This is a genomic window from Actinoplanes sp. NPDC048967 (assembly GCF_040649415.1).
GTDB lineage: Bacteria > Actinomycetota > Actinomycetes > Mycobacteriales > Micromonosporaceae > Actinoplanes.
On the sequence record NZ_JBEZFL010000002.1, the window covers coordinates 390,761 to 402,446 of the forward strand.

At 70.9% G+C, this 11,686-nt stretch carries 10 protein-coding genes; 3 read left to right on the top strand and 7 right to left on the bottom strand.

All coding sequences use genetic code 11. From position 1 onward, the window contains the following. Positions 1–85 precede the first annotated feature (85 nt). From AB0C12_RS08530 to ndhC, 4 genes are all read right to left on the bottom strand, one after another. Positions 86–676, bottom strand: coding sequence for a DNA-3-methyladenine glycosylase I (locus AB0C12_RS08530; RefSeq protein WP_360545621.1), 591 nt, complete (start codon positions 674–676; stop codon positions 86–88). 34 nt (positions 677–710) lie between these two features. Beyond that, complete coding sequence (locus AB0C12_RS08535) at positions 711–1,208, bottom strand: SRPBCC family protein (RefSeq protein ID WP_360545623.1); 498 nt, start codon at positions 1,206–1,208, stop codon at positions 711–713. Continuing rightward, positions 1,205–1,732, bottom strand: a complete 528-nt coding sequence (locus AB0C12_RS08540; RefSeq protein WP_360545625.1) for a DivIVA domain-containing protein — start codon at positions 1,730–1,732, stop codon at positions 1,205–1,207. The genes AB0C12_RS08535 and AB0C12_RS08540 overlap by 4 nt, the downstream gene beginning before the upstream one ends. An 83-nt stretch (positions 1,733–1,815) precedes the next feature. Continuing rightward, positions 1,816–2,193, bottom strand: coding sequence for an NADH-quinone oxidoreductase subunit A (gene ndhC / locus AB0C12_RS08545; RefSeq protein WP_360545627.1), 378 nt, complete (start codon positions 2,191–2,193; stop codon positions 1,816–1,818). A gap of 199 nt (positions 2,194–2,392) precedes the next feature. Between ndhC and AB0C12_RS08550 the strand changes: the two genes are divergently transcribed. Beyond that, the gene (locus AB0C12_RS08550) at positions 2,393–4,246 is read left to right on the top strand and encodes a 2-oxoacid:acceptor oxidoreductase subunit alpha (RefSeq protein WP_360545629.1); all 1,854 of its coding nucleotides are present in this window, start codon (positions 2,393–2,395) and stop codon (positions 4,244–4,246) included. Beyond that, positions 4,239–5,285, top strand: a complete 1,047-nt coding sequence (locus AB0C12_RS08555) for a 2-oxoacid:ferredoxin oxidoreductase subunit beta (protein WP_360545631.1) — start codon at positions 4,239–4,241, stop codon at positions 5,283–5,285. The genes AB0C12_RS08550 and AB0C12_RS08555 overlap by 8 nt, the downstream gene beginning before the upstream one ends. A 165-nt stretch (positions 5,286–5,450) precedes the next feature. On the opposite strand, the gene AB0C12_RS08560 is transcribed toward AB0C12_RS08555, so the two are convergent. Then, positions 5,451–6,419: a potassium channel family protein gene (locus AB0C12_RS08560; RefSeq protein ID WP_360545633.1), complete on the bottom strand. Its 969-nt coding sequence runs from the start codon at positions 6,417–6,419 to the stop codon at positions 5,451–5,453. Between the two features lie 235 nt (positions 6,420–6,654). On the opposite strand from AB0C12_RS08560, the gene AB0C12_RS08565 reads away from it, so the two are divergent. After that, positions 6,655–7,158, top strand: a complete 504-nt coding sequence (locus tag AB0C12_RS08565) for a phospholipase (RefSeq protein WP_360545635.1) — start codon at positions 6,655–6,657, stop codon at positions 7,156–7,158. 201 nt (positions 7,159–7,359) lie between these two features. Here the strand turns inward: AB0C12_RS08565 and AB0C12_RS08570 are convergent, their stop codons facing one another. Together AB0C12_RS08570 and AB0C12_RS08575 are read right to left on the bottom strand one after the other, a co-directional pair. Continuing rightward, on the bottom strand, positions 7,360–10,020 hold the full coding sequence (locus AB0C12_RS08570) for an adenylate/guanylate cyclase domain-containing protein (RefSeq protein ID WP_360547072.1): 2,661 nt from the start codon (positions 10,018–10,020) through the stop codon (positions 7,360–7,362). Between the two features lie 1,409 nt (positions 10,021–11,429). Next, the gene (locus tag AB0C12_RS08575) at positions 11,430–11,651 is read right to left on the bottom strand and encodes a zinc ribbon domain-containing protein (RefSeq protein ID WP_360545637.1); all 222 of its coding nucleotides are present in this window, start codon (positions 11,649–11,651) and stop codon (positions 11,430–11,432) included. Positions 11,652–11,686: the final 35 nt, after the last annotated feature.

Consider the following 11,686-nt stretch of genomic DNA (forward strand, 5'->3'; position numbering starts at 1 on the left):
GCCCGCCCTCACTGCGGGCCCACCCCCGGGGCAGACCCCGCCCCCGCGGCAGGCCCCACCCCTGCGGCGCGGCACAGCGCGCTGGTCAGGGGCGGATCGGCGGGACGAAGCAGCCGGCCAGGTGGTCGTCGACCATGCCGGTCGCCTGCATCAGGGCGTAGGCCGTCGTCGGGCCGACGAACTTGAACCCGCGCTTCTTCAGCTCCTTGGCCAGCGCGATCGACTCCGGTGTGGTCGCCGGGACGTCCGCGCGGGTCGCCGGGCGGGGCCGGGGCGGCGGCGCGAAGGACCAGAGCAGGGTGGCCAGGCCGTCCGGCAGGTCGGCGGCCACCCGGGCGTTGTGCAGGGCCGCGTCGACCTTCATCCGGTTGCGGACGATGCCCGGGTCAGCCATCAGCCGGGTCGCGTCCGCCTCGGAGAACGCGGCCACCGCCGGGATCGAGAAGCCCGCGAACGCCGCCCGGAAGGCCGGGCGTTTGCGCAGGATGGTGATCCAGGAGAGCCCCGACTGGAACGCCTCCAGGGTCATCCGCTCGAACAACGCGTCGTCGCCGTGGACCGGGCGCCCCCACTCGAGGTCGTGGTAGGGCAGGTAGTCGGGCGTGCTGCCGCCCCATCCGCATCTGGCCCGGCCGTCCGCCCCGACGACCAGGCCCGCGGCGGTCACGTCTGTCATGCCGGAAACCGTACGAGGTCCCTCTGACAGAAAATCAGGGCAGGCGGCCCTGCTCGACCAGGCGGCCGAACTTCTTGAGCGCGCCCTTGAGGCTGAGCTTCGAGCCGGGCCAGATCACCGGCCAGGCCAGCTTGGCCGCGGCGCCGCCGGGCAGGTGGAACCACTCGTGCATGACGACCTGGGTGCGGTCGCCGGCCATCGCCGTGCAGCGCATCGCGCCGGGGCCGCGCAGGATGTTGCCGCAGTGCACCACGCGGACCTCGTACGGCGCGTCGACCCGCACCACCCGCATCTCGTCGCGCAGCCCGGCCCCGCCGACCCCGGTGATCGCCTCGATCAGGCTGCCCTCGCCGCCGTCGCCCTCGACGATCCGCACCTTGGTGAACGGGATCCACTCGGACTGCCGTTCCCAGCTGGTGAACGCCGCGAAGACCCGGGGCGCGGGCGCGTTGACGATGACGGTCGCGGTGACCTCGCCGGTGCCGGGGACCGCGGCGTCGCCGAGCCCGTCGACCGGCCCGGGCGCGCTCACCGGCTCTCCGCCGGTTCCTCGTCACCCGCCGGCCGGGGCGGCGCCTTCTCCTCGGCGGCCGGCTCGGCGGCGGTGGGAGCAGCGGCAGGGCCCGCAGCGGCTGCGGGCTTGTCGTCCGGCGGCGTGACATCGGGGACCACAACCGGCTCCGGCGGCGGCGGCGGCGCGATGGCGGCCTCGCGGGCCCGGCGCAGCACGTCCGCGTCAGCCGTACGGCCCTCGCGGAGCGCGGCGACCTCGGCCTCCAGCACGCCGATCAGCTCGCCCTTGTAACCGATGTCATAGGCGGCCCGCTGCAGCGCCTGGTCGACCTGGGACATCCGGTAGCCGCGGAACGCGGTGTCGAACCGGGTCCGGAACACGTCCTCCTCGCCGAGCGGACGGTCGCTGGGCAGCGGCAGAGACTTGCCGTCCGGCTCGACCGGCGTCAGGCCGGGGTCGCCGCCGCTCACCATGACGGTCACACCGAAGACGATCGCCGCGACGACGAGCGCCACGACGACGAAGAGGAGAAGCTGGCCCATGGGCACGATCGTGGCACGACCGCTGCGGGTGTGCGAGCCCGCCACCCCGCCGGGCCGCAAACGCCCGAGTGGATCGAGGGGCGTCAGGTCCAGGTGAGGATCTTCTTGCGCCAGGCGTACACGATGCCGAGCGCGAGAACCGCCACGAAGACGCCCATCTCGGCGACGGTCACCAGGCCGAATCCGGGGCGGTCGAAGACGACCGCCCACGGGAAGAGGAAGACCGCCTCGACGGCGAAGAGCACATAGAGGTACGCGTACACGTAGTAGCGGATCTGGGCCTGCGCCCAGTCGCCGCCGACCGGGTCGACGCCGCTCTCGTAGGTCAGCCGTTTGCCCACCGGCTCGGCCGGGTGGGCCGGCCTGAGCAGCTTGTTCGCCCCGAACGCGCCGACGAAGACCAGCACGCCGGCGGCCAGCACCAGCCCCAGCGTGGCGTACGAACCCAGATAGCCCTGCACGGCCGCAGCCTAGCGAACCGAAGAGTGGACTCGGGTGGCTCAGGCAAGCCTTACCTGGCTACTGTGGTCAACGGTCTGAAGTCGGACACGCCCCGCGCCCCGCGGCGGTAAGGAGCGCCGACGTAGGCTGGAAGTGACTATTGCGGGCCGGCTCATCGACGTGCGTACCCGCCGGCCGGCTCCTTCAGGAGGTTGGAACGTGGGCGTTCCCGCGAAGCGTGTCGAGCAGCTCGATCGTGTGGTCATCCGGTTCGCCGGGGACTCCGGTGACGGTATGCAGCTCACCGGTGACCGGTTCACCTCGGAGACCGCGCAGCTGGGCAACGACATCTCGACACTGCCGAACTTCCCGGCGGAGATCCGCGCACCAGCCGGCACCCTGCCCGGGGTGTCGAGTTTTCAGGTGCATTTCGCTGACTACGACATCCTGACCCCTGGGGACGCGCCGAACGTGCTGGTGGCGATGAACCCGGCGGCGTTGAAGGCGAACGTGGGTGATCTGCCGCCGGGGGCGGACATCATCGTCAACACCGACGAGTTCACCAAGCGGAATCTGGCCAAGGTCGGCTACGCGGTCAGCCCCCTCGAGGACGGTTCACTGGACGGCTTCGCCCTGCACCCAGTCGCGCTGACGTCGATGACCATCGGCGCACTGGCTGAGCTCGGGGTGGCGAAGAAAGACGCCGAACGCGCCAAGAACATGTTCGCCCTCGGCCTGCTGAGCTGGATGTACTCGCGGCCGTTCGCGTCCACCATCCGGTTCCTGGAGCGCAAGTTCGCCAAGCGCCCGGATCTGGTCGCGGCGAACAAGGCCGCGTTCCAGGCCGGGTGGAACTTCGGGGAGACGACCGAGGACTTCTCGGTGCGCTACGAGGTCAAACCGGCCAAGATGCTGCCGGGCACCTACCGCAACATCACCGGCAACGCCGCCCTCGCCCTCGGGCTGGTCGCGGCCGGTGTGCGGGCCAAGCTGCCGGTGTTTCTGGGCGCGTATCCGATCACCCCGGCCTCGGACATTCTGCACGAGCTGTCCAAGCACAAGCGGTTCGGCGTGACCACGATGCAGGCCGAGGACGAGATTGCCGCGATCGGCGCCGCGCTGGGCGCCTCGTACGGCGGTGCCCTCGGCGTCACCACCACCTCCGGTCCCGGGGTGGCACTCAAGGGCGAGACGATCTCTCTGGCGATCGCCTTGGAGTTGCCGCTGGTCATCGTCGACGTGCAGCGGGCCGGACCGTCGACGGGTATGCCGACCAAGACCGAGCAGGCTGATCTGAACATGGCCCTGTACGGCCGGCACGGTGAGGCGCCGCTGGCAGTGATCGCGCCGAAGTCACCCTCGGACTGTTTCCACGCGGCGATCGAAGCCGCCCGGATCGCGCTGAAGTACCGCACCCCGGTGATCCTGCTGTCGGACAACTACGTGGCCAACGGCTCCGAGCCGTGGCTGCTGCCCGACGTCAACGACCTGCCGGACATCTCGGTGGCGTACACGACCGAGCCGAACGGTGAGGACGGGCGGTTCCTGCCGTACCTGCGGAACCCCGAGACCATGGCCCGGCCGTGGGCGATCCCCGGCACCCCCGGTCTGGAGCACCGCATCGGCGGGCTGGAGAAGGCCGACAAGACCGGGGACATCTCCTACGACCCGGCCAACCACGAGTTCATGGTGCGCACGCGCGCCGAGCGCATCGAGTCGATCCCGGTTCCGGACGTCGACGTCGAGGACCCGGACGAGAATTCCCGCGTGCTGGTGCTGGGCTGGGGCTCCACGTACGGGCCGATCGGTGCCGCCTGCCGGGCTCTGCGCCAGCGCGGTCTGCCGATCGCCCAGGCGCACCTGCGGCACCTCGCACCGCTGCCGGCGAATCTCGGTGAGGTGCTCAAGGCGTACGACAAGGTGGTCATCCCGGAGATGAACCTGGGCCAGCTGGCCCACGTCATCCGGGCCCGGTATCTGATCGACGCGGTCCCCTTCAACCAGATCAGCGGTCTGCCGTTCACGGCCGCGACGCTGGAGAACATGCTCGAGGACGTGGTCAAGAATGGCTAGCAGCACAATTCCGCTGACGCCGGTGAAGCTGACGGCGAAGGACTTCAAGTCCGACCAGGAGGTCCGCTGGTGTCCCGGCTGCGGTGACTACGCCATCCTGGCGGCGGTCCAGCAGTTCATGCCGGAGCTGGGCATCGCCCGGGAGAACACCGTGTTCGTGTCCGGGATCGGCTGCTCGTCGCGGTTCCCGTACTACATGAACACCTACGGCATGCACTCCATCCACGGCCGCGCCCCGGCCATCGCGACCGGGCTGTCCGCGTCGCGTCCGGACCTGTCGGTGTGGGTCGTCACCGGCGACGGCGACGCCCTGTCCATCGGCGGGAACCACCTGATCCACGCCCTGCGCCGTAACGTCAACCTGAAGATCCTGCTGTTCAACAACCGGATCTACGGCCTGACCAAGGGCCAGTACTCACCGACCTCCGAGCTCGGCAAGATCACCAAGTCGACGCCGGCCGGGTCGGCGGACTCCCCGTTCAACCCGCTGTCGCTGGCCCTGGGCGCGGAGGCGACGTTCGTGGCCCGCACCATCGACTCGGACCGCAAGCACCTGCAGTCGGTGCTGCGGGCGGCGGCCCAGCACGAGGGGTCGGCGTTCGTGGAGATCTACCAGAACTGCAACATCTTCAACGACGGCGCGTTCGAGGTGCTCAAGGACCCGAACACCCGCGACGACCACCTGATCCGCCTGGAGCAGGGCCAGCCGATCACCTTCGGCGCGCAGGGTCAGTATTCGGTGGTCCACCCGGCCGGCGCGTTCGGCTTGTCGGTGCGGGACAGCGCTGAGCTGGGCGGCGAGACCCCGGTCGTGCACGACGCGACCGTGGATGACCCGGCTTATGCGTTCGCGCTGTCCCGGCTGTCGGGCTCGGATCTGGGCACGACCCCGATCGGCGTGTTCCGCAACGTCGAGCGCCCGTCCTACGACGAGCTCATCCAGAAGCAGCTCGAGGACGCCAAGTCGCAGGTGACCGGCACCCCGGACGAGATGCTCAGCGACCTGCTCAACGCCGGCGACACCTGGACCATTCTGTAGTACCGGACGCGGCTACCAAGGTCGGCTCAGGCCCTCGGGCCTGGGCCGATCTTGTTTTGGCCAGGCACGGACCCGGCAATCGGCGGGAGCGACGGTCAGCACCATGCAACCAGGCACGACCAGAATCTGATCTTGAACCTGACCTTGATTTGATCGGGAAGGCGGTCAGACGGCTACGCCGATGCCGCTGTTCTCCTCGTCCCGGATGTAGATCAGCATGTCCCCGGTGTCGATGGTGATCGACTGCTGACCGCCCAGCGGCAGCACCTTGCCCCGGCGGATCAGCGCCACCACCAGCGTCTGCAGCTCGCGCGGGTTGCGGCCGACCTCGTCGCGCTCCGCGGACCGCATGGCCAGCGCCATGCCCTGACCCGGGGTCAGCAGATCCTCGACCACGTCGATCAGCGGCGGAGTCGTCGTGGTCAGGCCGAGCAGCCGGCCGGCGGTCGACGACGACACGATCACGTGATGGGCGCCGCTCTGCTTGAGCAGGGCCGCGTTCTCCTGCTCGCGGACCGCCGCGATGATCCGGACCTGGCCGGCCGTCAGCTGCCGCACCGTGAGGGTGATCAGGACGGAGGCCTCGTCGCTGTCGGTGGCGATGATGACCGACTTGGCGTTCTTGACGTCCGCCTCGAGCAGCACCGCCGAGCGGGTGGCGTTGCCCTCGATCGCGACCAGGCCGTGGGCCCCGGCCTGGCGCAGGGCCTCGTCGCGGCTCTCGACCACGACGATGCGGGACTTGTCGTAGCCCGTCTCCAGCAGCGCGCTGACCGCGGCCCGGCCCTTGGTGCCGTAGCCGCAGACGATGATGTGGTCCTTCAACTTGCGCCTCCACCGGGTGACCCTGATGTTCTTGCGGTACTGGTCCGTGAGCACCTCGAGGGTCGTGCCGACCAGGATGATCAGGAACAGCACGCGCGCCGGGGTGATGAACACGATGTTCACCAGGCGCGCGTCGGGCGTGACCGGGGTGATGTCGCCGTAGCCGGTGGTGGAAAGCGACACGACCGCGTAGTAGAAGCAGTCGAGCAGGGTCAGCCCGTCCTCGTTGAGGTCGCGGTAGCCGTCGCGGTCGATGTAGATCACCAGCACGGTGAGCAGCACGAGAACCAGGGCGGCAACCACCCGCACGGCGAGCGCTCGCAGTGGTCCCTGTCGGACCAGAGGTAATCGGATCACTGAACGGCCGCCTGCACGTTCACACCATAGCGGCCGGGTCCCACACCGCTTTCCAGGACAGCACATGACAGGCCCGCCGCGGAATACCCATCGGTAAGTTGAGGCATCGTTAAGGAAAACTCCATTGATCGTCTTGTATCTAGAAAGCTGTCGATCCAAGACTGGCGGCCTACCGCTGGAGGTTTCGATGAAACGGTCCGTCCGCCGTACCCTCGTCGTCCTGATCTCTGCGCTGGCCCTGCTGGCTCCCCCCGTGGCGGCCTCCGCCGCCGCGGACAGCAAAGCCACCGTCCTCGCCCGCTGGACCCAGACCGCCGCGTCGAGCAGCACCGCCTGGAACGACGCCCGGCTCAACCGCGCCCCCTGGGCCGGTTACGGCTTCGACTGGACCACCGACTACTGCTCGTCCAGCCCGGACAACCCGCTGGGCTTCAACTTCTCGCTGTCGTGCTGGCGCCACGACTTCGGCTACCGCAACTACAAGGACCTGGGCACGTTCTCGGCCAACAAGGACCGGCTGGATGACATGTTCTACGCCGACCTCAAGCGCAAGTGCGCCACCTACAGCACGGTGACCCGGCCGGCCTGCTACAGCCTGGCCTGGACCTACTACCAGGCCGTGAGCATCTTCGGGTCGCTCGAGGCCGTCAACCCGTCCGACATCGACCGGGCCCGCGAGCTGGTCGAATAGCCGGCCGGCCCCGGGTCGGCCGGTGCGGCCGGCCCGGGGTGGGTCCTCCCGCGCCGGCTCAGCTTGACGCCGGCTCAGCTTGAGGCCCGCTCAGCTCGGGGCCCGCTCAGCTCGGCGCCCGCTCAGCTCGGCGCCCGCTCAGCTCGGGGCCCGCTCAGCTCGGGGCCCGCTCAGCTCGGGGCCCGCTCAGCTCGGGGCGGGTCAGCCCAGGGTCTGGGCGAAGCGGGCCGAGTCGTGTTCGAGGTCCGGATGCTCGACGGCCAGCGCCATCGCGACGGCCCGGCCGAAGCCGATCTCCGCGCCTTCGGCATAGGCCGCGTCGAAGGCCGCGTCGCCGAGCATCCGCCTCAGGGCAGCCTGCTGCCCGGACCAGAAGCCCCCGAAATGGGCCGCCCGGCAGGCCCCCCGCACGGACTCCGCGCCGCCGAACAGGACGGTCGCGGTGGCGGGGTCACCGCCGAAGGCACACCGCACGGCGATCGCCGCGACGGCGTCCGCGGCGGCGCCCCGGAAGCCGTGCCGCAACCGCGACCGCAGGGCGACAACCAGGTGGTCATGCGCGGCGACCAGGTCACGGCGGCGCAGGGCCACCATCCCGAGCAACCAGTCGACGGTACGGCTGCCCCGGTCCTCCGGCCGTCCCGCCTCCAGCTGACGGGCGCTGCCGAGCAGTTCCGCGGCCTCGTCCAGGGCGTCCCGCCGCCACAACAACTCGGCGAGAGTGACCACCGCGGGCAGTGCGGCAGCCGGCACCCCGGTGCGTTCGGCCCGGGCGATGACGTCGCGGCACACCTGCTCGGCCTCGGCCGTCCGGCCGGCCTCCACGAGCGAGAGCCGCTGCCCGGAGAGGGCCCGGACCAGCAGCGCCGGGTGATCCACGCGCCGGGCGATGTCCTCGGCCCGGTCCAGGAAGCGGGTGCGTTCCTCCCGGTCGTCGGCGAGTCCGGCATGGACCAGGTACGCGGAGGCCAGCTCGACCGGGTCGATCCGCTCGCCCTGCTCGGTGCACTCACCGTCGATCCGCCGGTAGAGCCGGAAGAGCAGGTCCCGGCCGTCCCGCGCCCGGCCGTGCTCGCGCCACCACGGAGCCAGCGCCCCGGCGAGCCGCAGCCCGGCCCGGACACTGCCACCGACGGCGGACCAGCGCAGGGCGGCCTGCCACTCCTGCACGTACGGCGCCAGCTCGGTGAGGGAGACGGTCCGCGGCTGCCCGTCGGTGTCGACGGCCACACCGTCGAGGGTGTGCAACGACCAGTCGACGTGCCGGTCCCGGGCGGCCTGCTCCTCCCCGGCGGCGGCGAGCCGGCGGGTCGCGTACGCCCGGACCTGCTCGGACATCTGGTAGCGCGGCCCGGCGACGACCTCGACGAGGGACCGGTCGGCCAGCTCCGACAGGGCGCCGAAGGCGTCCTCGCCGGACCACTCCACAGTGCCGAGCTCGACCGGGCCGGCGAAGACGGCAAGCCGGCGCAACAGCCCGGCGGCGCCGTCACTCAGGCCGCGGTACGACCAGTCGAGGTTGCTGGTCAGGCTGCCGTGCCGGCCGGGCTCGGACCGGCCCGCGTCGAGCGCGGCGATCGGGTCGTCGAGGCGGGCGGTGAGCTGGGCCGCGGACAGCAGCCGCAGCCGGTCGGCGGCCAGCTCGATGGCCAGCGGCGCACCGTCCAGCTTGGCCGCGATCCGGGCCAGCTCGGCGGCTTCCCCGGCCGGACCGGGCCGGCCGCCCCGCGCCGCGACGGCCCGGGCCGCCAGCAGCGCGGCAGCGTCGGCCGGCGCCAGCTGCGGGATCCGCCAGACCAGTTCTCCGGGTACGCCGAGCGACGTGCGCGAGGTGGCGAGGACGTCCAGCCGCCGGCAACTGGCCAGCAGCCGGCGCACCAGCTCCCGCGCGGCGTGGTGCCGGGCCTCGCAGGTGTCGAGGATCAGCAGGGTACGGCCCTCGGCGCAACGCTCGATGAGGCTGTCGAGCAGCGGCCGGGCCGGCTCGCGCCGGACACCCATCGCGGCGGCCAGCGCCTCGGCCGGATGCTCCTCGGCGAGATCGACAAGCCAGATGCCATCCGGGTACGCGGCCCGCAGCTCCTCGGCGACGGCCACGGCGAGCCGGCTCTTACCGGCCCCGCCCGCCCCGGCCACGGTGACCAGGCGATGCGTGGAGATCAGCCCTTTGAGCTCGGCGATCTCACCCTGCCGCCCGACGAACGGAGTGACCGCGGCCGGCAGGTTGTCCACAGGCGCGCCGGGAGTGCGCGGCCGGGGGAAGTCCCGGTCGAGCCCCGGAGCGACAAGCTGGAAGAGCCGCTCGGCGTCGTCGAAGCCACGCAACCGGAACGGGCCCAGGTCGAGCAGGTCGACGCTCTCGATCAGCGGTGCCTGGGATGCCCGGTGTTCCCGGTGCTGCTGCCGTACGCCGCCGGCCCCGACCCCCACGAGCTCCGCATTGCTGGGAACCAGGTCGGAGGACCAGGTGGAAACAGCGAGCGCGGTCGCCTCGGAGCAGAGCACCTGACCACCGTGCGCCGCCGCAGCGACGCGAGCGGCGCGATGCACTTCGGCGCTCGTGTACTCACCGGCGACCGGAACGGCCCAACCGGTGTGCAGGCCCATCCGGACGCGCGGCGCCGCGTCGGCGCTCGGCCACGGGTACGCGGCGAGTGCACGCTGTGCTGCCACACAGGCGGAGACGGCAGCGGCGGCGTCCCGGAACGCCACGAAGAAGGAGTCACCCTCAGTGAAAAGCTCGGCGCCGGCGTAATTACTCAGCGCTGCGCGCACAACGCCACGATGGGCATTGAGCACACGGCCATAACCTTCGCCGAGCATCCGGGCGAGCCGCGTGGAGCCCTCGATGTCCGTAAACATGAAGGTCACAAGCCCGCTCGGCAGCTCGGTCCGTCCCGACACGGTGAGAACCTCCGCCCCCTTGGGAAGTCGCGCTTCATGCTGCCGTACCGCAATCACACGGCACATCGTAGGAACGGTCGGTAACCGCCCTCCCGCCACGGCCGACCCCGCAAGGGCGACCCACGGTAGGGGTCATCGACGGTCACGCACGGCACTACGCGTGACGTAACGACGAGGTTCACGTTCTGGTTGCGCCGCAGTCGGTCAATTCCACCGACCCGTTCGGACGGCCCCGCAGGAGTAGCCCCTTGTGCGACTCCATGAGGTCACCCGACGATCACCACAGTGTTACGCCGCGGGACCGGCCACAGTCGACTGAAATAGCAGATGCCGGTGGGAGGCTCGGTGATACGTCGGGTTGGAAATAGGTGGTGGGCTCGTCTGCCCTGCTGTCATTTACGGCCGGGCTGTTGGACGGGAGCCGAGCATTGGAGTGCGGCCGGCGCGCTGACCGCTGGATTTTGCGCCGTTGTTGAGCTTTCCGGGTTGCGGTGGTTGGTGGGTCATTCTGGCCGGCGGCGATCGGGGTGACGGACGTCCTGTCCGGGTCTGATGGTGGGGTCCGGGGTGTTTGGTCGGGTTGGGCGAGGCCGGCTGGATTGAGAATCGGGCGTGGGGGCCGATGGGGCTTTGCTGGCTGGTGGTTCCGGCGCGGGTAGCCGGTCGCGGTTGCCCGGATCGCGATCCCGGCGCGGGCAGCCGGTCGCGGTTGCCCCGACCGCGATCCCCGGCGCGAGCAGCCGGTCGCGGTTGCCCCGACCGTGACCCCGGCGCGAGCAGCCGGTCGCGGTTGCCCCGACCGCGATCCCCGGCGCGAGCAGCCGGTCGCGGTTACCCCGACCGCGATCCCCGGCGCGAGCAGCCGGTCGCGGTTACCCCGACCGCGATCCCCGGCGCGAGCAGCCGGTCGCGGTTACCCCGACCGTGACCCCGGCGCGAGCAGCCGGTCGCCGGTAGCCGGTCGCCGGTCAGGCCGCCCTGGTCGTGGGCGGCCCGCGGGTCCAGCAGTGACGTCGCCTCGTGGTTCAGTGCGACGTGTTTCAGCGCGGACAGCCGGTCCGGCCGTCCCGGTGCCCCGGCGTCCTCACCCCTGAAAGGAAGCTAAATGCATGCTGCTCTAGCTGGGCACGCCACCACCGCCGGCAGCAGCAGGGTGCAGCCTGCTGTCGCCGGCCAATCAGCCTTCCTCGGCAGCGAGCAGGATGCAGCCTGCTGTTGCCAGCCGATCAGCCTTCCTCGGCAGCGAGCAGGATGCAGCCTGCTGTTGCCAGCCGATCAGCCTTCCTCGGCAGCGAGTTGGGGGCAGCCGCTGGCGGCGTGACCCGGCGGGCGTGATTGCCGGCGGGTCAAGCCGGGCGTTGGGCTTCTCAGCAGCCGCAGGCCCCGCCGCAACAGCCGCCGCCTCCGCCACCGCCTGACTGGGGTGTGGGCATGGTGCCACTGCGGCCTGTCATGGCAACTGTGGACAGCAGTTTCACTGTGTCGGCGTGGCCCTGGGGGCACGTCGCGGGGGCAGCGGATTCGGCCATCGGCCGGTTCAGCTCGAAGGTGTCGCCGCAGGCGCGGCAGCGGAAGTCATAGCGCGGCATGGAGACAGGGTATGGCTCCGCTGGGACAGTTCGCC

Coding starts and splice junctions, on each gene's coding strand:
- AB0C12_RS08555 (WP_360545631.1), top strand. CDS start 4,239: ATGGCTAGCAGCACAATTCCGCTGACGCCGGTGAAGCTGACGGCGAAG.
- AB0C12_RS08565 (WP_360545635.1), top strand. CDS start 6,655: ATGAAACGGTCCGTCCGCCGTACCCTCGTCGTCCTGATCTCTGCGCTG.
- AB0C12_RS08570 (WP_360547072.1), bottom strand. CDS start 10,020: ATGTTTACGGACATCGAGGGCTCCACGCGGCTCGCCCGGATGCTCGGC.
- AB0C12_RS08540 (WP_360545625.1), bottom strand. CDS start 1,732: ATGGGCCAGCTTCTCCTCTTCGTCGTCGTGGCGCTCGTCGTCGCGGCG.
- AB0C12_RS08530 (WP_360545621.1), bottom strand. CDS start 676: ATGACAGACGTGACCGCCGCGGGCCTGGTCGTCGGGGCGGACGGCCGG.
- AB0C12_RS08575 (WP_360545637.1), bottom strand. CDS start 11,651: ATGCCGCGCTATGACTTCCGCTGCCGCGCCTGCGGCGACACCTTCGAG.